Below are 21,185 nucleotides of genomic sequence, written 5' to 3'. Positions count from 1 at the left end.
CGCCACGGGATGATGGGCCGTCTCCCCGTTCCCCTCCGGGTGCCGGCGCCCACCCGAAGCCGGGTCCGCATCATGATGGCTTATTTTATCCGATAGAGGAAAAGCCCTGAAGCCCGGCGGTATCCGTCCCTACGGTTCCTTGCCCGGGAACAGGCGTCGAAGATAATCGCTTCACCCCCCGGACCCGTCTCCGGGGGCGGGGAAAGGAACGGTCGGAACCGCGGACCCCGGTAGCTTTCCGGATCCGATGCCCGAGGTTTTTCCTCCCGCCTCCCCTTAATCCTTCCCCTCGTCCTCCCGCCGGGCGCGCTCGCCCAGGGCCCTGCGGGCGCCGATCCCCAGGCTCAAGAACCGGACCAGGGGTGAGGTCACCAGCTGCTGGAGGGCAGCGGTCATGGAGTCCAGCCTCGAGGCCAGGCCTCCCACCGCCTCCAGGACTCCGTCCACGTATTCCATCTCTCGGTTGACGTGGTCCATGGTCGTCTGCAGTTTGCCCAGGAGAGGCAGGGTCTCCCGCCGGATATCGTCCAGAATACGATTGGTCACCGCCATGGTGTGGTAGAGCTTCCAGGCCACCGCGGCCAGGGAGAGCATGAAGAGAGCGAAGGACGCGGCACATATGAGGGCGGCCAACCCACCCAAGGAAAACCTCCTCAGACCTCACCGCCCCGGGCTTCCCGGCGGGAAAGGTAATCACGGATGGCGGCCTTTATGCCGTCCGCGGCCAGGTTGGAGCAGTGCATCTTCTCCGGCGGAAGGCCTCCCAGGGCCTCCGCCACCTGTTCGTCGGTTATGCGCAGGGCCTCCTCGATGGTCTTCCCCTTGACCATCTCCGTGCCCATGCTCCCGGAGGCAACCGCCGCCCCGCATCCGAAGGTCTTGTACTTGACGTCCACCAGGCGGCCGTCCTCCACCTTGATGTATACCTCCATCATGTCCCCGCAAACCTCGCTTCCAACTTTTCCCATCCCGTCATAATCGGGTATGGAGCCCACGTTGCGGGGGTTCTGGAAGTGCTCGATGACCTTCTCGCTGTACATATCCGCGCTCCTGCTCGGTATCCGGGCTTTTCGAGGATAGCACCCGCTCCTTCGAGGTGTCAACGAGACGGAGGAGCTGCCCTTTCCCCGTCTATCCCGCTTTTTCGCGCCCGTAAAGTGGCTGTCGAAAGCCATTCCATCCCGCCGCCCGTTCCTCGAGGCGAGGCGCGGTCTCCGCCGGCAGCGGGCGCTCCTCTCGCTCCGTGCATCCGCGCGACCTCCGGCGGCCATCCCGCCGGACCCTCCCGCTCCCGATGTACGGAACTCCTTTCACGACCGCGGGTGACCTCAGTCGCCCGGGGAAGCAGGCGCATCCCCGCTCCTCCGTTGACCTCCTTCCCTCCTCCTTCTCCACCCCTCCACCAGGCGGGCCTCATCCCCGTGAGTCCCGGGCAGATAATACTTCCTGTCCTCCATTCCCTCCGGCAGATAAGGCTGCTCCACGTAACCACCGGGGAAGTCGTGGGGGTAGAGGTAACCCTTTCCGTGCCCCAAAGCGGAGGCTGCGGGGTAGTGGGAATCCCGGAGGTGCGGAGGCACCGGCGGGGTCATGCCCTCGCCGATCTCACGGTCGGCGGCGGATATGGCCCTCAGCGCCGAGTTGCTCTTGGGGGCCAGGGCCAGGTAGAGGGCGGCATGGGCCAGGTTGAGGCGGCATTCCGGCAGGCCCACGAACTCCACCGCCTGGGCGGCGGCGACGGCTACCTGCAGGGCCTCGCTGTCCGCCAGGCCCACGTCCTCAGAGGCGAAGATGACCATACGCCGGGCTATGAAGCGCGGGTCCTCTCCCGCCTGGAGCATGCGGGCCAGCCAGTAGACGGCGGCATGGGGATCGGAACCGCGCATGGACTTGATGAAGGCGGAGATGGTGTCGTAGTGGGCATCACCCCACTTGTCGTACAGAAGGGCCTTGCGCTGCGCCGCCTCCTCCGCCGCCCGCAGGTCCACGTGCCTCCGGCCCTCCCTCTCCCGGGAGAGCAGGGCCGCCGCCTCCAGGGTGTTCAGGGCCACCCTGGCGTCTCCACCGGAGATGCGCAGTATATGCCTGAGGGCTTCCTCCTCCACCACCAGGTCCAGGGCGCCGAGCCCCCTCTCCTTATCCTGCAGAGCTCTTTCCAGGATTTTCCTTATCTCGCCCTCGTTGAGAGGCCGCAGGCGAAAGACCTTGCTCCTGGAGACAAGCGCCGAGTTGACCTCGAAATAGGGGTTCTCCGTGGTGGCCCCGATGAGGATGATGGTGCCGTCCTCCACGGCTGGGAGCAGGGCGTCCTGCTGGGCTTTGTTGAAGCGGTGGATCTCGTCGATGAATATGATGGTCCGCTGCCCGTGCATGGCCCTCCGATCCTCGGCCTCCCGGATGAGCCTGCGCACCTCGGCCACCCCGCTCTCCACCGCCGATATCTGCTGGAAATAGGCCCGGGTCATGCGGGCGATGATCGCCGCCAGGGTGGTCTTCCCGGAACCAGGCGGGCCCCAGAAGATGGCCGTCTGCAGCTGGTCCTCCTCCAGGGCGCGTCGAAGATAGGTCCCTTCCCCCACCACCTCCTCCTGGCCCACGAACTCCTCCAGGGTACGCGGCCGCATGCGGAGGGCCAGCGGAGCCTCGGTCTCCCTTAGTTTCTCCCTCGCCGCCTCGAAGAGGTCCATGTCCATCTCCCGCCAAAAATGGGGTCCACCTCGATTATCGTTTCAACTGCCAGTGGATGCAAAAAACGCACCCCTCCCGCCTCAGAGAGGATTTCTCGCTGTTCGAACCCGTCCCTTTCGCCGGGGGGAGGAAAAGAATCGGACTCCACCCTGCCGTCCGCGCCGCTATCTTGAACCTGCACCCACGCAGGTGGGCACCTACCGCGGGCCTCCGTAGTCCCCCACCCGGGTTGGGGGCATTACGTCCGCCGGCGGAAAGCGGTTCCCTTTATCGAAGTGTTGGCTCAACGATAATCCACGGCGCACAACGCACAAGGTCGAGCCCGACAACCGCTGCTTTCATTTTAGCACAAGATCCTGGAGAAGGTTTGGCCTCCCCTTCCCTGTTTGACCGGGATGACGGGGTGGACTCTCATCTTTTCCAACCTCAAAATAGCCCGCTGAAAGGATAGGGCATCACGGTCCGCGTTTTCTTCCCTTTACGCCCTCCCCGGCAATACCTTCGGCTTTCGGCAGGAGGTCGGCCGTCCGGACCGAGACAGGGCTCCTGGAAGGAAAAGGGTCCCGGCTATTGTGAAGCGAGGCGCGCGGGGTCGACACCGCACCCCTAAAGCCCGGCCAGAAGGCACCGGACCTCTTCCAGCCTCTTCCGGGGAGTGGAGGCTCCCCCCACCACCGCCACCCGGGAAACCTCCTTGAACTCGGATAGGTCCAGTTCTTCCGCTGTCTCCACCTTCACGGCGCGGGCGCCGGCCGTCTCGCATATCTTGCGCAGGAACTCGGTGTTGGAGCTGTTCCTCCCCCCCACCACCACCACCAGGTCATGGGCCAGCGCCAACTGGAGGGCCTCCGCCTGGCGGGCCAGGGTGTTGCGGCACAGCGTGTTTATGAGCTTCATCTCACTCACCTCCCGGATCATCTCCGGGACCTCGGTTATCAGGCCCTCCACCAGGCTCCGGAAGGTGAGCAGGTCCACGGTGGTCTGGGCGATGAGCCCCACCTTCCTCACCATGCGGGTCTGCCCCTCCCACCATTCCTTGAGTTCCCGTATCTCCTTGATCACCACGGCATCCCGGTTCACGTGCCCCAGGATGGCCTCCACCTCCGGATGTTCGCGGTTCCCGACGATGAAGAGGTGGTACCCCTCGCCAACCAGGCGCATGGCCGCCTTCTGGGCTTTCTTCACCGTGGGGCAGGTGGCGTCCACAGGCTCGGCGCCCAGGTCCATCAGCCTTCGCGTCAGGAGGGGGGGTATGCCGTGGGACCTGATGATGACCCGCGAACCGGCCAAACCGGCCTCCTCCCACTCCGCCGGGTCCTCGGGAAGGACTCGCAGGCCTTTTCTCTCCAGCTCTTCCACCACCTGGGGGTTGTGGATAATGGGTCCAACGGAAAAGGCCGGTTTCCCGGGATCCCGCAGGACCTCCTCCGCCATGCGGATGGCCCTTCTCACCCCGGGGCAGAAACCCGCGTACCTGGCCATGGTTATCTCCATGTCCCCTCCCTCTTCGACGCAGTCCAACGCACCACGCGCTTCTCAAATCGGACGCAGCCGCAGCTCCCTTAACTGCTCGGGATAGACGACGTCCGGGGCCCCGGTGAGGGGGTCGGAACCGGACTGGGTCTTGGGGAAGGCGATGACCTCCCGTATGGATTCCCTGCCGGCCATGATCATCACCAGCCGGTCCAGGCCGAAGGCGATCCCCCCGTGGGGAGGGGGGCCGTAGCGGAAGGCCTCCAAGAGGAAGCCGAACTTCTCCGCCGCCTCTTCCTCCGAGAGCCCCAGTATGCCGAAGACCCTTCTCTGCAGCTCCGGGTCGTGTATGCGGATGCTCCCACCGCCCAGCTCCACCCCGTTGAGCACCAGGTCGTAGGAATCCGAGGTCGCCTCCAGGGGCCTTTCCTCCAGGTATTCCAGGCACCCGGCGGAGGGAGCGGTGAAGGGATGGTGGTTGCTCTTGTAACGCCTCTCCTCCTCGTCCCACTCGAAGAGAGGGAAATCGGTCACCCAGGTGAAGGAGAACCTCTCGTCGGGCCGGGGAGCGTAGCGTTGCGCGCAGTAGGAGCGCAGGCCGGAGAGGACGGCGTTGAGCTCCTCCCCGCCGGCGGCCAGGAGCAGCACCTCGCCCTCCTCGAGTCCCGCGGCGCGCACCACGCCCTCCGTCTCCGGCAGGGACAGGAACTTGGCGGCGGGGGATTTAAGCCCCTCCCCGTCGCGCACCATCCACACCAGGCCTCCGGCCCCCAGGCGCCGGGCCTCGTCCACCAGCCCGTCCAGCTCGCGCCGGGCCGGGGACCTCATCCCGGCCACCTTGAATCCCCTCACCCTTCCCCCCTTCTCGAGCGCGGAGCGGAAGACCCTGAAATCCGTTTCCCGGAAGAGGCGGGAGTAGTCCTGCATCTCCATGCCCCACCTCCGGTCAGGGCGGTCGGTCCCGTAACGCTCCATGGCCTCTCTCCAGGTGAGCCTGGGGAAGGGGACGGGAAGTTCCACCCCCAGCACGGAGCGGAAGAGGTGGGCGAACATCTCGTCCATGAGGGACATCACGTCCTCCGGTTCCACGAAGGACATCTCTAAGTCTATCTGGGTGAACTCCGGCTGCCGGTCGGCGCGCAGGTCCTCGTCCCGGAAACAGCGCGCGATCTGGAAATAGCGGTCGAAGCCGGCCACCATGAGAAGCTGCTTGAAGAGCTGCGGGGATTGGGGAAGAGCATAGAACTTACCCGGCTGCAGGCGGGAGGGGACCACGAAATCCCGTGCTCCCTCCGGCGTGCTCTTGGTGAGTATGGGGGTCTCGATCTCCAGGAAATTCCTGGAAATAAGGAAATTGCGTACCTCCTGGGTCACCCTGCTGCGGAGCAACAGAGCCTCCTGCATGTCGGGGCGGCGCAGGTCCAGATAGCGGTAACGCAGGCGGAGGGTCTCCTCCACCCCGCTTCCCGGCTCGATCTCGAAAGGAGGGGTGAGCGAGGAGTTGATGACCGTCACCTTCTCGGCCATGACTTCCACCTCTCCCGTGGGCAACCGGGGGTTCACCGAGTCCTCGGGTCGGGCGCGGACCACCCCCCTGCAGGAAAGGACGTATTCGCTGCGCACCTGACGGGCGGCGGCATGCGCCTCGGGGCTCACCTCCGGGTTGCAGACCACCTGCACCAGCCCGCTTATGTCCCGGAGGTCAAGGAAGATGACCCCCCCATGATCCCTCCTTGTCTGCACCCAGCCGTTGAGGACCACCTCCCGCCCCACGTCGGAGGTCCGTAACGTGCCGCAGTAATGTGTCCTTTTCTCCCAGCCTCCGTCCTTCATCGTCCTCCCAGTCCTTCCTCGTAGCAGGTTGGTGATCCTTTCCTCCGGGAGGGAAAGAGGCGCCCACTCCACGGGTTATCCGTGCCGGCGCACCGTCGTCCCCCACTTGAGCCTTCGCGCCTCACGCGTCGCACGCATCGCCACCCCGCCGTTCCGGCCCCACTCTCTCCCTCAACTCGCGCAACCAGTCCTCCCCTGCGGCCACCAACCTCTCTTGCGTCCCTCCTTCCAGGTCCCTGAGGGTGAGGAAGCCTCCGCGCAGCTCGTCCTCTCCCAGGATCAGGCAGTATCGATAGCCCTGTCGGTCGGCCTCCTTCATCTGCGCCCTCAGGCTTCTCTCCATGTGGTCCAGGTCGCAGCGCAGCCCCTCGGCTCGGACCCTCGAGGCCATGAGAAAGGCCCGCCTCCGCGCCTCCTCCCCTATGGCCACCAGGTAAACCCCCCACCTGCCATCCCCGGACAGGCGAGGTTCGGCGTTCATCACCCTCTCCACGCCGATGGAGAAGCCCACCGCCGGGACGGGACCGCCCCCCATCTCCTCCACCAGGTGGTCGTACCTCCCTCCGGCGGCCAGGGCGTTCTGCCCGCCCAGCTCCGGATCCTGGAACTCGAAGACCGTGCGGGTGTAGTAATCCAGGCCCCGCACCAGCCTCTCCTCGCGCACAAACTCGACCTCGGCGGCGCCGAGGAGGTCTTCCACGGCGCGGTGATGCGCGCGGCAGGACTCGCACAGGTAGTCACCCAGGCCGGGAGCCCCGGCGATGACCGCGGCGCAGGACCTCTCCTTGCAGTCCAGCACCCGGAGGGTGTTCTCCTTCATCCGGCGTCGGCAATCGGGGCACAGCTCGTCGGCCCTTCCCTCGAGGTAGGCGCGCAGAGCCTCTATATAGGCTGGGCGGCAGGAATCGTCGCCCACGCTGTTCACCGCCAGGCGCGTGGCGATTCCCAGCGAACCCAGGAACTCGCGACACAGGAGGATGACCTCGGCATCGGCGCTGGGGTATGGGGAGCCGATGAGCTCCACCCCCACCTGATGGAACTGCCGGTATCGGCCCGCCTGAGGCCGTTCATGACGGAACATGGGTCCGCAGTAATAAAGCTTCACCGGAAGCCCCATCTTGTCCATGCGATGCTGCGCGAAGGCCCTGGCCACTCCGGCTGTGGCCTCCGGGCGCAGGGTAAGGCTCCGCCCCCCTTTGTCCAGGAAGGTAAACATCTCCTTGCGCACGATGTCCGTGCCCTCCCCGATGCCCCGGGCGAAGACCTCCGTGTACTCCATTACCGGGAGGATGATCTCCCGGTACCCGTAGGCACGGAAGAGCCGGTGGGCCAGTTCCAGCACCCGGCGCCACCGCTCGCTCTCCGGCGGCAGGATGTCCCGGGTTCCCTTGGGGGCCTGAAAACCCGCCCTGCTCCTATCTCCCCGCGTTCCCTCTTCTCCGGACATGTCGCCCTTCTTCCTCTCCGGACATGTCGCCTCTCTTCCTCTCTACGACCCTCGAACCGTGGCTCCTGCCGGTACTCATACCTCTACCGCTGCGGCCTCTTCGCCGTCGGGCCCCTGCTCTCTCAGTCTCGGCCCTCATCCCCCCGCCCCCTCCGGAAAACCGGAGGCCACATACCACTCTCTTCCCGGAGCGCCGCTCGAAATCCTTCCCAAACGGGCTCCGCTCCCCGGACCTCTCTTCGTCCGGGCTCCGCGGTACCGATCAGCCCAGCCCCATGAGGAAGGGGTTGTGGGCCTTCTCCTCCCCCAGAGTGGTGGACGGTCCATGCCCCGGCATGATTTGCGTGTCGTCGGGAAGTCCCCACACTTTATCCCTCACCGAGCGCAGAAGGGCCTGCAAGGAGCCCCCCTTGAGGTCCGTGCGCCCGATGGATCCCTGGAAGATGAGGTCTCCGCAGAAAAGGTATCCCGGCAGGTAAAAGCTCACCCCGCCCCGGGTATGGCCCGGGGTGTGCAGGACCTTCAGGGCCAGATCGCCCACATCTATGACGTCGCCGTCCCTCACATAGCGCACCTGGCGCGGACGAGTCGCCATCAACCCTCCCACCAGCCCCACCAGTTTGGTGCGGGGGCTGGCCAAAGCACCGGCATCCTCCTCGTGGATGTATACGGGAGCTCCCACGGCATCGCTCAGGGGACCGGCTCCCGCAACGTGGTCCACGTGACCGTGGGTGCAGAGGATGGCCACGCACTCCAGCTCGTCCTCGTGCAGGCGGGAGACGATGGACTTCACCTCCCCCGCCGGGTCTATGACCGCGGCTGGGGAACGTCTGTCGGCTGCCAGGATATAACAGTTGGTGGCCAGCATCCCAATGGTCAGGGTCTTGAGGTACATGAATCCTCCGCTTTCCCGCCTTCCTCAGGATCCCCCCGGGGAGGCCCCCAACGGGGGTGTCCGTAAAAGGGGCTCCCCGCATCACTCCCGCGTGATGTTCCCGGGCACGCACCCCCGTACCCGGAGGGGGCTGCTTCCCGGCCCATACATGATATCCCATGTTATCCCAAATATCTCAACCCTTGGCCGGGAGCTGACCATGGAGAGATGGGAATCCCTTATCCCTGGACCCTCCGTGAGGATCCCTGGTTGGTACTTCTCTAAGCACCAAGGGCGTAAGGCCTCGACGAGGCCTTTTATCCCTGGGCGGGATCCCCTGTCCAGGCCTGCAGGTCTCGATTCCAGGCGCTCTCACAGATAAGCATTGGGCCATAAACAACGGGCCGGAAAGCGCTACGGGTATCCCGGCAAGGTCAAAGGGCCACGGACTGGTCCCTTCGCGGGGACTCGACGAGGAGGGTCACCGGCCCGTCGTTGACCAGCTCCACCTCCATATGGGCCCCGAATACGCCCCTGGCCGGGGGGAAGCCGGCCATGGCGAAGGCCTCACAAGCCTCCTCGTAGAGCCTTTCGGCGACCTCGGGCGGGGCGGCCTCCACGTAACTCGGCCTCCTTCCCTTACGCGCGTCGCCGTAGAGGGTGAACTGGGAGACCACCATCAACTGGCCCCCTTTCTCGGCCAGGGAGAGGTTGAGTTTCCCCCGGTGGTCGTCGAAAATACGCAGGTTCACCGTCTTGCGCACGATGTAATCGATGTCCTCGCGAGAATCACGGCCGGAGATGCCTAAGAGCACCAGGAGCCCCGGTCCAATGGAGGAGACCTCCCGGCCGTCCACGCGTACGGAACAGCGGGAAACCCTCTGGATAAGCGCTCTCATCGCAGGATCTTCACCCTCCTCCATTCCCGATCTCGCAGGCAAGGTTTCCACCGCTCAACGGAACGCCCTTCATCCGCGGATCGCGCCCCGGAAAATCCGTCAGACCCCGGGGATCACACGGTAGGCGCTGAACACCGAGTCCACCTTCCGGATGTTGCGCAGTATGTCCTCGAGATGGCTTATGTTGGCCAGCTCGAAGACGAACCTGCTCACGGCCACGTTCTCCCGGTTTATGTTCATGGTGGCGGTTATGATGTTCACGTGGAACTCCCCCAGGACGGTGGTGATGTCCCGCAGCAGCCTCGGGCGGTCCATGGCCTCCACTCGAATCTCCACCTGGAAACTCGTGGGCTGCCTGGTGTCCCAGCTCACCTCTATCCTGCGATACCCGGTTTCCAGCATATGGGAAGCGTTGGGGCAATCGGCGCGGTGCACGGAGACCCCACGGCCCCGGGTGACGAATCCCACGATGGGATCGTAGGGCACCGGGTTACAGCAGTGGGCGATACGCACCAGGACGTTGTCCACACCCTCCACCCTCACCCCCTTTGTATAGGCCGGCGGCTTGCGGCGTCGGCGGGGCGGCGGTGGCGGCGCCTCCTCGCCCAAGCCCAGCCTGTTCTGCAGGTGGTTCACCACCTGCTGGGCCGAGGTCTTCCCGGCGCCGATGCTGGCATAGAGGTCCTCGGCGGAGGTGAAACCGTATTCCTGCGCGGCGATCTCCTCCAGCAGGTGGGAACCCAGGACCTTCTGGACCGGGAGGCGGGCCTTGCGCATAGCTTTCACCAGTGCCTCCTTCCCCTCCTGGGTGTCCTCCAGGCGCCGCTCCTTGGAGAACCACTGCCGGATCTTGGTCCTGGCCCGTGCCGTTTTGACGATGTTCAGCCAGTCCTTGGAGGGCCCCGGAGAGGTGTTGGAGGTGATGATGCTCACGATGTCCCCGTTGCGCAGGTTGTATTCCAGGGGCACCAGGCGGTCGTTGACCTTGGCCCCCACACAGCGATGGCCCACCTCGGTATGGATGGCGTAGGCGAAATCGATTGGGGTGGAGCCCCGTGGGAGGTCGATGACGTCCCCCTTGGGGGTGAAGACGAAGACCTCGTCCTGGAAGAGGTCTATCTTCAGGTTTTCCAGAAATTCCCTGGGATCGGAGAGCTCCCTCTGCCACTCCACGATGCGCTTTATCCAGGCCAGCCTCTCCCGCACTCTCTCGTGGGAGCGACCGGCTTCCTTGTAGCGCCAGTGGGCGGCAATCCCGTATTCCGCCGTGCGGTGCATGTCGTGCGTGCGGATCTGTATCTCCAGGGGCCTTCCCTTCGGCCCCATGACCGTGGTGTGCAAGCTCTGGTAGATCCCGAAGCGGGGCTGGGCGATGTAATCCTTGATGCGGCCCGGAACCGGCTGCCACAAAGAGTGCACCATCCCCAGGACGGTATAGCATTCCTCCTTGGTGTTCACCAGGATGCGAACGGCAAAGAGGTCGTATATCTCGTCGAACTGCTTGCCCCGCTCCTTCATCTTGGTATAAATGCTGTAGTAATGCTTCACCCGCCCCTCTATCTCCACCTTGATGTGCGACTGGTGGAGGTGGGCCAGAAGCTCGTTCTTGACCTCCTCGATGTACCGCTCCCTCTCCGGCCGGCGCTGGTCCACCATCTGGACGATCTCCTGGAAGCGCAGGGGATAGAGGGTGGCGAAAGCCAGGTCCTCCAGCTGCCACTTGAGTTGGGAGATGCCCAGGCGGTGGGCCAGGGGCGCGTAGATCTCCAGCGTCTCGCGGGCCTTCTCCTTCTGCTTCTCCTCCGAGAGGTGGCCGATGGTCCGCATGTTGTCCAGGCGGTCGGCCAGCTTGATGATCACCACACGGATATCCCGCGCCATGGCCACGAACATCTTGCGGAAGTTCTCCGCCTGCATCTCCTCGCGGTTGCGGAAGGCGAGGCGGTCCAACTTGGTCACGCCGTCTATGATCTCGGCGATCTCCGACCCGAACCTCTGCCGCACGTCGTCCAGGGTGATCTCCGTGTCCTCCACCACGTCGTGCAGGAGGGCGGCGGCCAGGGTGACCTCGTCCATCTGCAGGTCGGCCAGGATGTGGGCTACCCCGAGGGGATGGAGTATGAACTCCTCGCCGCTTTTCCTCACCTGATGCGCATGATGATGGCGGGCGAACTCGTAGGCCTCCCGGATGAGCCGGGTGTCGCCCTTGCCGTTGTAGGACCTCACCTTGTGGACCAGCGAATCGATGGACGGCGACAAGCCCTTCCTCCCGTTCCCTTTCCGCTCTGCCGTTCCCCGGTGGAAACGGCCCTCGATTTGATAGTGCCACATTGTGAAGGGTTAAGGGAAGGCGATGGCGCCACAAGCTGAAGGGCAGAGGGAAGGCATGGCACGCCGGCTCGAAAAGCGAAATCCCGGAGCGGCCCGTTGCCGTGCCTCGTACGAGGCCCCGGTGTCCTTCGGAAACGGCGCTCCATCCCCGCGGCAACGACGGAGGGGGTGAGGATAAGTTGCCACCACGCGTGTTTTCCGCTGCTCCCACGGTCCGCCTTTGGCTCGAGCACGAAAATAGCCACGTGACGAGCGGGCGGCAAGGGTGAGGGGGCATCGCTCACCCGCGTGCGGCGGGAGGGGGAATACCCGGGCGCGGGAGGTATCCGCGTACCGCGTTGCGCCTCTCGCTTTGGCAAGAGGCGCAACGCGGACGGAGCGCGGTCCCGGGGAGAGGTACGCGCCGTCAAGGGCGGGGCCGGTCGGTAGGGGTTTATCTCTTCTTCTTTTTCTTCTTCTTGCCCCCGGACGGGCCCCTGGTAGTGGGTTTCTTGCGCGGAGTGCCGCCCCCGCCCTTTACCGTTGCCGGTTTACGCGCCCTCTCGCTCTCCCTCGTCCCGGAGGTCTCGCTGGCGGCTGCGATCTCCGCCTCATCTGCGGCGGGGGCCGCTCCGCCAGCCGACCGGGCTGCGGGCATGGTGATGAGGATGGCCTCCCTTGCCCCCTTGAGGTCCACCCTCTCCCGCACCGCGGCGTAGCGCGGTTCCCTCTCCTTCCATATGGCCAGCAAGGGGCTGGCGATGAAGATGGAGGAGTATCCTCCCAGCAGGACCCCCAGAAAGAGGGCGAAGGCGAAATCCTTGAGTGTCTCCCCTCCAAAGACAAGGATGGTGATGATGGGCAGCAGGGTAGTCAGGGTGGTGCCGATGGAGCGCATGAGGGTCTGGTTGACGCTCTCGTTGACGATCCCGGCGAAGGTCATCCTCCCGCTGCGCGCCAACAGGTTGGTGTTCTCCTCCACCCTATCGAAGACCACGATGGTGTCGTAGAGCGAATATCCCAGGATGGTGAGGAAGGCGATCACCGTGACCGGTGTCACCTGCCTCCGGGTAAGGGCGTAGATGCCCACGGTGATGAGGGTGTCATGGATCAGGGCGACGATCGCCGTCACCGCCATCTTGAACTCCAGGCGCAAGGTGATGTAGACGAGGATTACGGCCAGGAAGACCGCCAGGGCGATGACCGCCTTCTGGCTCACCTCGCGGCCCCACTCCGAGCCTACTTGTTCCTCCTGGAGTATCTCGGAGATCCCGTAGGCCCGGTCCAGCTCTTGATTGAGGCGATCGATGGTCTGCTTCCGGACCTGAGAATCCTCGATGTAGGGCATGCGCAGGATGAGCACCCGGTTGTCTTCCGCGGCCTGCAGGATGGACTTCTCCAGCCCGGCGACACCGGCCTCCGCCAGCATGCCGCGGACCTCACCCAGGTCGACGGGGTTGTCCAGCCGCAGCTTCACCAGGTAACCGCCCCTGAACTCGATCCCCAGATTAAGCCCCATGACCGCCAGGGCAACCACCGAGATGACGATGAGCGCCACCGAGAATCCGAACCAGTACAGGTTGGGGGGAGAGAAGGCCTTCCCTCCGACCAGGTTGTACTTGATCTCCCTTCCCCGTATATACATCAGCCCTCACTCCCCAGGACTTCCCTTCCCACTCCAACCAGGCGGGGCCGGTTGTAGGCATCAAGCCTGGATAGCAGGAGCACGGCGTGGCGGGTGAAGAAGTAGGATATGAACACGTCCAGCAGGGTGGCCAGCCCCAGGGTGAAGGCGAAGCCCTTCACCGGGCCCATGGCCAGTATCCAGAGGATGAAAGCGGTGATGAAGGTAGCGGCATCCGCGGCGATGATGGTGCGGAAGGCGGAGCGGTAGGCGCGGTCAACCGAGGAGCGCACCGTTTTCCCCTCCCGCACCTCCTCCTTGAGCCTCTCGAAGAAGACCACGCTGGAATCGGCGGATATGCCGATGGATACGACCACGCCGGCGATGCCCGCCAGAGTGAGTGACCAGTGCACGTAGCGGCCCAGGAGGGAGATTATCCCGAACATGAGCAGCCCGAAGATGACCAGGGAGAAACAGGTAACCACCCCCAGCAGCCGGTACACCGAGAGCATGAAGACGGCCACCAGTATCAGGCCTACTATCCCGGCGATGAGCCCCTGCCGCAGGGAGTCCCGGCCCAGGGAGGCGCTGACGTTCTCCACCAGCGGGTTGGGGTCGAACTCCACGGGGAGGGCCCCCATCTTGAGGACCATGGCCAGGTCGCGGGCCTCCTCGCGGCTGAAGTCCCCGGTTATCTCCCCGCGGCCCTCGGTTATCTCCGACTGCACGGTGGGAAAGGACTCGAGGTGATAGTCGAGGACGATGGCCAGCTGCTTTCCCAGCATCTCTTTGGTGAGGGCGGCGAATTGCGGTGACGCCTCCGAGGTGAGCTGGAAGTCGATCTTATAGCCTCCCTTTTCCCGGTCCACGGCGGCATCTGCGTTATCGATGATGTCCCCGGTGAGACGGGTGGGACCCAGGCGGACCTTGAGCACCTCCCCGTTCTTGCCCTCCTTCTCCAGGACGATCTCCTGGTCCTTTAGGGCCTGGTAGGCCTCGAGGTCCTCCGGGTTGACGGCGGTGACCTCCGTGGTGTCGTAGTTCTCGCTCCCCGGGTAGATGATCTCCAGGACCTCCCGGAACTGCAACTGAGCGGTGCTTCCTATGATCTTGAGCACCCGGTCGGGGTCCTGTTCACCGGGGATCTGCACCAGGACCCTGTTGTTCCCCTGCGGTGCCACCACCGGCTCCGTGAGTCCCAGGGCGTTCACCCGGCGCCGCACGATCTCGGCGGCCTTCTCCATCTTGGCCGCGTCCGCTTCCCCCAGCGCCTGAAGGGTCACGCTGATGCCTCCCTGGAGGTCCAGCCCCAGCCTCGGCCCGTACCCGCCCACCAGGACGGGCACGTACATAGCCGCGAGGACCAGGACCACGACTGCCAGCATCCACAGGGACCTTCCGGTCTTCACCGCTTACCTCCCGATATGGTCAGAAAAGCCTTTTCCTTCGCGGTCGAAAACGCGCCTCCCGCCTCCTTGGGCTCCGGGGAACGGTTTCGCGCAGCGACTGCGGCAGGCGCTCTTCCCAGCGACGTTTACGCCTCCGGCTCTCCGACGGATCCGGGGCCGGAATATGCGAACCTCACCTCGAGTGTACTCAATCCCGATCGCCGGCTTCTCTCGCGAAATCCTCGAAGGTCGCCGGTTCCCCAGGCGTGGACCACGCTCCGGGGCACGTTATTCCTCGCCCTCCGTCCCCTTGTCCTCCGGTTCTTCCTTCGCGGGGGACCCCTCGTCCGTCTCCTCTCCGGCCTCCTCTCCGTGTGGGGTGAAGACCTTGACGATGGCGCTCTTGGCCACCCGGATATCCACGTCCTCGGCCACCTCTAAAAGGACGGTATCCTCCTCCACCTCGCTGATGGTCCCGTAGATGCCCGCCGAGGTCATCACCTCATCGCCCACCCGCAGGCTCTTCATGAGCTCCATCTGCTGCCTCATGCGCTTCTGCTGGGGCCGGATGAGCATGAAGTAGAAGAGCACGATCAGGCCGGCGATGAAGAGGAGGGAGATCCAGCCTGTGGAGCCTTCCTGCGCCGCCAGGGTTATGGACGCGTTCAAGGAGTTCATCTTCACCTTCCTTCCCAGAAATTACCATATAGATACCGGGTTCACGACGGGTGGCGCGAGCTCCATCCCCTCCATTCCCGGATTAACTCCAACATTCTACCAGCCTCTATCGCTCGCCTGCAATCGAGGAGCAGGCGGTGCATGAAGGTGAGGTTGTGCCAGGTGAGCATGCGGTGGGCCAGCATCTCGTTGACGCGGTGGAGGTGGCGCAGGTAGGCGCGGGTGAAGTTCCGGCATGCCGGACAGGGGCAGCCCTCCTCCAGGGTTCGGAGGTCCTCCGCATATCGGGCGTGGCGCAGGTTGAGCTTGCCCTCCCGGGTGAAGGCCACCCCCGTGCGGGCCATGCGTGTGGGGAGCACGCAGTCGAAGAGGTCCATACCCAGAGCCACCGACTCCAGGATCCCCTCCGGGTCCCCGATGCCCAAAAGGTGACGGGGCCGGTCCTCGGGGAGGATGGCCGACTGCACCTCAAGGCAGCGGAGCATATCCTCCCTGGGCTCTCCCACCGAGAGCCCGCCGATCCCGTAACCCGGGAAGTCCAGCCCGGCGGTCAACTCCGCGCTCCGTGCCCTGAGGTCCGGATAGGCGCCTCCCTGCACTATCCCGAAGAGGGCCTGCCCTTCGCGGGCGCGAGCCCGCAGGGACCTCTCCGCCCAGCGGAGGGTGGTCTCCACGGACTTCTCCACCTCCTCCCGGGTCGCCGGATAGGCCACGCAGTGGTCCAGGATCATGGCCACGTCGGAACCCAGGTCCTCCTGCACCCGGACCGCCGCCTCCGGGGTGAGGAAATGTTCGCTCCCGTCGTACACGGAGCGGAAACGCACCCCGTCCTCCTCCACCCGGAAGGTGGGGGAGAGGGAGAAGACCTGGAAACCGCCGCTGTCGGTGAGGATGGGCCCCTCCCATCCCATGAAGGCGTGCAGGCCTCCCGCCTCCCTGATCACCTCCACCCCGGGCCGGAGATAGAGGTGGTATGTGTTGGCCAGGATCATGCGGTAGCCGATACCCGCTACCTCCCAGGGGGCCATGGATTTCACCGCCCCCCTGGTCCCCACGGGCAGGAAGGTGGGGGTGAGCACCTCCCCGTGGGGAGTCGCCAGCTTCCCCACGCGGGCCATGGTCTGGGGGTCCCGGCACAGTACCTCGAAGCGCAAGGGAACGCTTCCTCCTTTCCTCGTCCTCCGCCGGGCGGCCGGCTCCGATCCCGGCCGGATGTGCCCGGCGATCAGCCGGGTGCGGCCGAACCGCCGCAAGATTCCCGGACTTGTCCCGGCGGACGCCAGCCGTGGGGATAGTGAAAATAACACACATCGCCGAAACTCAGAAACCTGTATCTCCTCTCCACCGCCCGACGATAGGCCTCAAGAACCAGCTCCCGGCCGGCGAAGGCGCTGACCATGACCAGGAGGCTGGAACGGGGCAGATGGAAGTTGGTGAGCAGGCAGTCCACCACCCGGAAACGGTATCCCGGATAGATATAAAGCTCCGTCTGCCCGCGGAAGGGCCTCATCCCTCCGGGGGAGGCGGCGCTCTCCAGGGCCCGGGCCACCGTGGTGCCCACGGCGACGACCTTTCTGCCCTCCTTCCGGGCGGCGTTTATCTCCCTGCAGGCCTCCTCTCCCACCTCCACGTACTCGCTGTGCATGCGGTGTTCCTCCACCTCCGCGCAGGTCAGGGGGCGGAAGGTGTCCAGGCTGACGTCCAGGCGGCAAAATGCCAGCCGTACTCCCCTGCTGCGGAGGGATTCCAGGACGGCGGGGGTGAAGTGCAGCCCCGCCGTGGGCGCGGCGGCGGAGCCGACCCGGCGGGCGTACACCGTCTGGTACCTCTCGGGGTCCTCCAGCCGCTCCCTTATGTAAGGCGGAAGGGGCACCTCTCCCAGCCTCTCCACCGCCTCCTCCACTCCGCAGGGGAGAACGGTCTCCAGCCGCAACAGCACCAGGCCTTCTCCTACCCTCTCCACCACCTCCGCGACCAGCTCGCCGGAGCCGAAGGATATGCGAGTCCTCTCGCGCAAACGCCGGAACGGCCGGGCCAGTGCCTCCCAGGTGCCGTCCTCCCTGGTACGCAGGAGAAGGACCTCCACCCTTCCCCCGCTTCCCTCCTTTAACCCCCGCAGGCGCGCCCGCCGCACCCGGCTCTCGTTGAAGACCACGCAATCCCCTTCCTCCACCAGGGTGGAGAACTCGCGGAAGAGCCGGTGCTCGATGGACCCCGACTCGCAGTCCACCACCAGCATCCTCGAGGCCCCGCGGTCCTCCAGAGGCCTCTGGGCGATGAGCTCCTCCGGCAGCCGGTAGTCGAAGAGGTCAACGCGCATATCGATTTTCTCGCCCCCTCCCCACCAGCATCACTGTATATTCAAGGCGTCGGGGATGGAGCGGGCCACAACGCGGCCCGCCCCCGCCAAGCCTCCCCGGAAAAGCGGGGCGGGCCTTCATGAAACACGAGGCCGGTGGGCTTTTCTCCCCTCACGCCCCGGGGCAGGGGCCTCCGCTCATACCTCCACCACCCTCCCTTCCCTCCCGCCTTCCCTTCAGCCTTTCCCGCAGGGAACGATCGTAACGTTCGCGTTCGCTCAGGAGGCAGCCGCAGTAAGGCTGCGTGTACATGCCCCTTTCCCGAGCCTCGGTGAGCACCTCACGGTAGACCTCCCTCCCGTCCCAGACCACGAACTCCAGTCCCCGGCTGCGGGATATGGAGGTGCCCAGGAACTCCAGGAGGGTGTGGTCCTGGTGAGGGCTGGCGAAGAGGGTGGTGGAAAGGGCCTCCATCCCCTCCTCCAGGGCAAAATCCGCCGCCCTCCTCAGGCGCAGACGGTAACAGATCTCGCACCGGCTCTCCTCCCTGTAGGCCACCGCCCTCATCCACTCCTCCGGTTCGTAGGCCAGGACCGTGTATTCGGAGCCCGTCTCCGCCATAAGCGCCTCGAAAGCCTCCAGCCGGTTGCGATACTCGCGGTAAGGATGGATGTTGGGGTTGTAGAAGAGATAGTGTATCTCGCGGCCTCCGGCATCCAGGAGTCGCTGGGCCGCCAGGGCGCAGGGACCGCAACAGGCATCAAGGAGCAGCCTTCTCCCGCTCATGTCTTCCACACCCCCGTCGACCCCCGGGCACGTTCCCCCTGGCCGGGGCAAACCCCGCACCGACACAGGAGGTCGTGGAGCCTCCTCCCTGTGATGCTCCCCAAGCCATCTCTCCTCGAACCCCTTTCTCCACGGACCGGGATCCCCCTCTCACCGCGAGTCCCTCGAAGCGGATAGCGGATGGCCGTGACGGGAACGGGCTCCAAGGCTCACGCCGTCCCGCATTTTCCGACAAAAGCTTACCTTAAGGAGGACGCGCATGTCAGGAGTGGCGCCTCCGGCCCTCAGGAACGCGGCCGTCAGAACAGGGTCTCACCGCGGCGGGATTCCAAGCCCAGGTGACGGTAGGCGTGCTCGGTGGCCACCCGCCCCCGGGGCGTTCGTTGCATGAAGCCTATCTGCATGAGGTAAGGTTCGTAGACCTCCTCCAGGGTATCGATCTCCTCGCCCACGGAGACGGCCAGGGTGTTCACCCCAACCGGTCCGCCGTTGAACTTCTCGATGATGGTGGTGAGGATGAGCTTGTCCACCTTGTCCAACCCCATCTCGTCCACCTCGAAGAGGGCCAGGGCGCGACGGCTCACCTCGTAGGTGATGCTCCCCTCCGCCCTGACCTGGGCGTAATCCCGCACCCGGCGCAGAAGTCGGTTGGCGATGCGCGGGGTGCCCCGCGAGCGGCGGGCCAGCTCGTAGGCCCCCTCCTCGTCGATGTCCACATCCAGGATGCGAGCCGAGCGCAGGACGATGGCCTTCAGCTCCTCCACCCCGTAATAGTCCAACCGACATTGCACCCCGAAGCGGTCGCGCAGGGGGGAGGTCAGAAGGCCGGCCCGTGTGGTGGCCCCCACCAGTGTGAAGGGGGGGAGGTCCAACCGGATGGAGCGCGCCGCCGGGCCCCTGCCGATGACGATGTCCAGCTGGAAGTCCTCCATGGCCGGGTAGAGGACCTCCTCCACGGCGCGGTTGAGGCGGTGTATCTCGTCGATGAAGAGAACGTCTCCGGGTTCCAGGTTGGTGAGGATGGAGGCCAGGTCCCCCGCCCTCTCCAGTGCCGGGCCGGAGGTCTGGCGGAAGGAGACTCCCATCTCGTTGGCGATTATCCCCGCCAGAGTTGTCTTGCCCAGACCCGGGGGGCCGGAGAGGAGCACGTGGTCCAGGGGTTCTTTCCTCTCCCTGGCGGCGCGGATGAAGATCTCCAGGTGTTCGCGTATGCGGTCCTGGCCCACGAACTCGCTTATCCAGCGCGGCCGCAGGGTGAGGTCCAGCTCCCGTTCATCCTCCCGGGGTTCCGGGTCCAGAAGGCGCTCCTCACCCGGAACGGCGCCCCTGTCGTCTTCCCTTTTCGCCATCTCCATCACATCCGTATGGGGTCCGCTCCCGCCTCGCCTCTCCCTAATTTAAAGCCCTCCGACGACAGGCACGCCGGGAAGGCGAGGCGCCCTCTTCCCGCGCGCCGTTTTCCGCCGCCTGCAACCCCATCGGCCTCTTGTCCCGCCCTTTCCGCCTCCCAAAGACCGCCGCCGAGATGCACGGACCGGTCTCGAGCTGATCTGGAAGAAGATTCCATCCTCGAACTCCTCGAGGGTAGGGGACACCATCGCCGTTGCACGGAAAGCCCCAGGCACGAAAGACACTGGAGCGGGGATTCCGAGCTTGCCGGCGGTTTCCGGGACAATCTCGGCCCTTCTCCTCCCCTCACCGCCTCACTTCCTTCGAGGATGGTAAATTATTCCTCAAGCTTCCTGACCTCCCAGGCGGCGGAGCGCGTACTTTATCATGTCCTCCAGCCGCGGGTCCTCGGAACGGTATCCCTCCAGGGCACGACCGGCCTCCGCGGCGGTGTACCCCAGCCCCTTGAGGGCCTCGCGGGCCTCCCGAAGGAGGTCCGATCCTTCCGCACCGCTCCCCACCCCGGACAGGTCACCGGCCAGTGGGGCCAGCCTGTCCTTTAGCTCCAGAATGATGCGCTGCCCGCTCTTCTTCCCCACCCCGGGCACGGCGGTGAGCGCCTCCAGGTCGCCGATGGCCACCAGCCGGACCAGGGTGTCGGGGTCATAGGCGGAGAGTAAGGACATGGCCGCCCTGGGGCCTATGCCCGTCACTCCCAGGAGGTAGAGGAAGAGCTGCCTTTCCCGGCGGTCGCGGAAGCCGAAGAGCTGCAGAACGTCCTCCTTGACGTAGAGGTGCCCGTAAAGGCGGACCCTTTTCCCCGCTGGGGGAAGGCTCTTCAGGGTGTTGGCGGAGACGAACAGGGTCAGGCCAACCCCGCCCACTCCGATGACCGCATGGTCCTCTCCCTTCTCCACCAGGGTGCCTTCGACGAAATCTATCATCCCACACACCGCTTTCCGACGGCCGCCCGTCACTCCACCCGTTCCCGCCCTCCGGGGGCACGGGTCCGCCGGCACGGCCTGTTTCCGTCCCCGGGCAAGGCGCCTCCCGGCGGCCTTTCTCTCTCGCCTCGCATCCCTAAACTCCTTAAACTATATCTTTATTTCTACGGCCAAACCCCTCCGGCCTGCTTTCGCGAATCCGCTTTTCATGCTCCACCAGGCCTATGCCCTTCGCCGGCCCATGCCAGGATCCCCCTACAACGCCTTCACCGCGCGCACTCCGGGGTACCGTCCCTACAGCCTGCCCGCACCTTCACGCCATCCACTCCCCACCCGCCTCGTCCCATGTCCCTCGCGTCTCGTCTCCATGCCCCTCTCAAGAGGCGCTTTATCCCTGCGCCCTTCGCGGTGCCGTTTCTCCGACCTGCCTGCGCCGTTCCGTCACTAACCCCTTTAGCCTGCTCACCTTGTGGCACGGTGTCCCGCCATCTCCTTTTCGCCCCCCCGACATCCCGGAGGTCATCCCCCACGGTTTCCTGCCCGTGGGGAAAA

The 21,185-nt window shown here is 65.1% G+C and carries 17 protein-coding genes and 1 other RNA gene; all 18 read right to left on the bottom strand.

Features of this window, described 5'->3' with window-relative positions:
- Positions 1-276: 276 nt before the first annotated feature.
- Positions 277-642, bottom strand: coding sequence for a DUF948 domain-containing protein (locus H7007_RS04960; protein WP_287153552.1), 366 nt, complete (start codon positions 640-642; stop codon positions 277-279).
- An 11-nt stretch (positions 643-653) separates the two neighbouring features.
- Positions 654-1,040, bottom strand: coding sequence for a Fe-S cluster assembly scaffold protein NifU (nifU, locus tag H7007_RS04955; protein ID WP_287153551.1), 387 nt, complete (start codon positions 1,038-1,040; stop codon positions 654-656).
- A 288-nt stretch (positions 1,041-1,328) separates the two neighbouring features.
- On the bottom strand, positions 1,329-2,693 hold the full coding sequence (locus tag H7007_RS04950; protein ID WP_287153549.1) for a replication-associated recombination protein A: 1,365 nt from the start codon (positions 2,691-2,693) through the stop codon (positions 1,329-1,331).
- A gap of 137 nt (positions 2,694-2,830) precedes the next feature.
- Positions 2,831-3,009, bottom strand: a non-coding RNA gene (ssrS, locus tag H7007_RS13795) — 6S RNA.
- A gap of 285 nt (positions 3,010-3,294) precedes the next feature.
- Positions 3,295-4,209, bottom strand: a complete 915-nt coding sequence (gene ispH, locus H7007_RS04945; RefSeq protein ID WP_287153547.1) for a 4-hydroxy-3-methylbut-2-enyl diphosphate reductase — start codon at positions 4,207-4,209, stop codon at positions 3,295-3,297.
- 15 nt (positions 4,210-4,224) lie between these two features.
- On the bottom strand, positions 4,225-5,994 hold the full coding sequence (gene aspS, locus H7007_RS04940; protein WP_287153545.1) for an aspartate--tRNA ligase: 1,770 nt from the start codon (positions 5,992-5,994) through the stop codon (positions 4,225-4,227).
- Positions 5,995-6,115: 121 nt separating this feature from the next.
- Positions 6,116-7,441 (bottom strand): histidine--tRNA ligase, encoded by a 1,326-nt coding sequence (gene hisS / locus H7007_RS04935; protein WP_287153543.1) that lies wholly within the window; start codon positions 7,439-7,441, stop codon positions 6,116-6,118.
- 262 nt (positions 7,442-7,703) lie between these two features.
- The gene (locus H7007_RS04930) at positions 7,704-8,336 is read right to left on the bottom strand and encodes an MBL fold metallo-hydrolase (RefSeq protein ID WP_287153541.1); all 633 of its coding nucleotides are present in this window, start codon (positions 8,334-8,336) and stop codon (positions 7,704-7,706) included.
- Between the two features lie 413 nt (positions 8,337-8,749).
- Positions 8,750-9,214, bottom strand: coding sequence for a D-aminoacyl-tRNA deacylase (gene dtd, locus H7007_RS04925; protein ID WP_287153540.1), 465 nt, complete (start codon positions 9,212-9,214; stop codon positions 8,750-8,752).
- A 99-nt stretch (positions 9,215-9,313) separates the two neighbouring features.
- On the bottom strand, positions 9,314-11,473 hold the full coding sequence (locus H7007_RS04920) for a RelA/SpoT family protein (RefSeq protein ID WP_287153538.1): 2,160 nt from the start codon (positions 11,471-11,473) through the stop codon (positions 9,314-9,316).
- A gap of 505 nt (positions 11,474-11,978) precedes the next feature.
- Complete coding sequence (secF, locus tag H7007_RS04915; RefSeq protein WP_287153537.1) at positions 11,979-13,169, bottom strand: protein translocase subunit SecF; 1,191 nt, start codon at positions 13,167-13,169, stop codon at positions 11,979-11,981.
- Positions 13,169-14,557: a protein translocase subunit SecD gene (gene secD / locus H7007_RS04910; RefSeq protein ID WP_287153535.1), complete on the bottom strand. Its 1,389-nt coding sequence runs from the start codon at positions 14,555-14,557 to the stop codon at positions 13,169-13,171. The genes secF and secD overlap by 1 nt, the downstream gene beginning before the upstream one ends.
- A 267-nt stretch (positions 14,558-14,824) precedes the next feature.
- Positions 14,825-15,214, bottom strand: a complete 390-nt coding sequence (gene yajC, locus H7007_RS04905) for a preprotein translocase subunit YajC (protein ID WP_287153533.1) — start codon at positions 15,212-15,214, stop codon at positions 14,825-14,827.
- Between the two features lie 41 nt (positions 15,215-15,255).
- A complete protein-coding gene (gene tgt, locus H7007_RS04900; protein WP_287153532.1) occupies positions 15,256-16,368 on the bottom strand; it encodes a tRNA guanosine(34) transglycosylase Tgt in 1,113 nt (370 codons plus the stop codon).
- Between the two features lie 71 nt (positions 16,369-16,439).
- Complete coding sequence (gene queA, locus H7007_RS04895) at positions 16,440-17,534, bottom strand: tRNA preQ1(34) S-adenosylmethionine ribosyltransferase-isomerase QueA (protein WP_287153531.1); 1,095 nt, start codon at positions 17,532-17,534, stop codon at positions 16,440-16,442.
- Positions 17,535-17,685: 151 nt separating this feature from the next.
- Entirely contained in the window at positions 17,686-18,300 is a 615-nt protein-coding gene (locus H7007_RS04890; RefSeq protein ID WP_287153530.1) for an epoxyqueuosine reductase QueH, read from the bottom strand.
- 299 nt (positions 18,301-18,599) lie between these two features.
- On the bottom strand, positions 18,600-19,649 hold the full coding sequence (ruvB, locus tag H7007_RS04885) for a Holliday junction branch migration DNA helicase RuvB (RefSeq protein WP_287153529.1): 1,050 nt from the start codon (positions 19,647-19,649) through the stop codon (positions 18,600-18,602).
- A 384-nt stretch (positions 19,650-20,033) separates the two neighbouring features.
- The gene (ruvA, locus tag H7007_RS04880; protein WP_287153527.1) at positions 20,034-20,633 is read right to left on the bottom strand and encodes a Holliday junction branch migration protein RuvA; all 600 of its coding nucleotides are present in this window, start codon (positions 20,631-20,633) and stop codon (positions 20,034-20,036) included.
- Between the last annotated feature and the right edge of the window lie 552 nt (positions 20,634-21,185).

Origin of the sequence: Candidatus Solincola tengchongensis (genome assembly GCF_015711935.1) — a bacterium.
In the GTDB taxonomy this organism is placed as follows: domain Bacteria; phylum Actinomycetota; class Geothermincolia; order Geothermincolales; family RBG-13-55-18; genus Solincola_A; species Solincola_A tengchongensis.
This window is presented reverse-complemented; position numbering and strand designations above follow the sequence as displayed.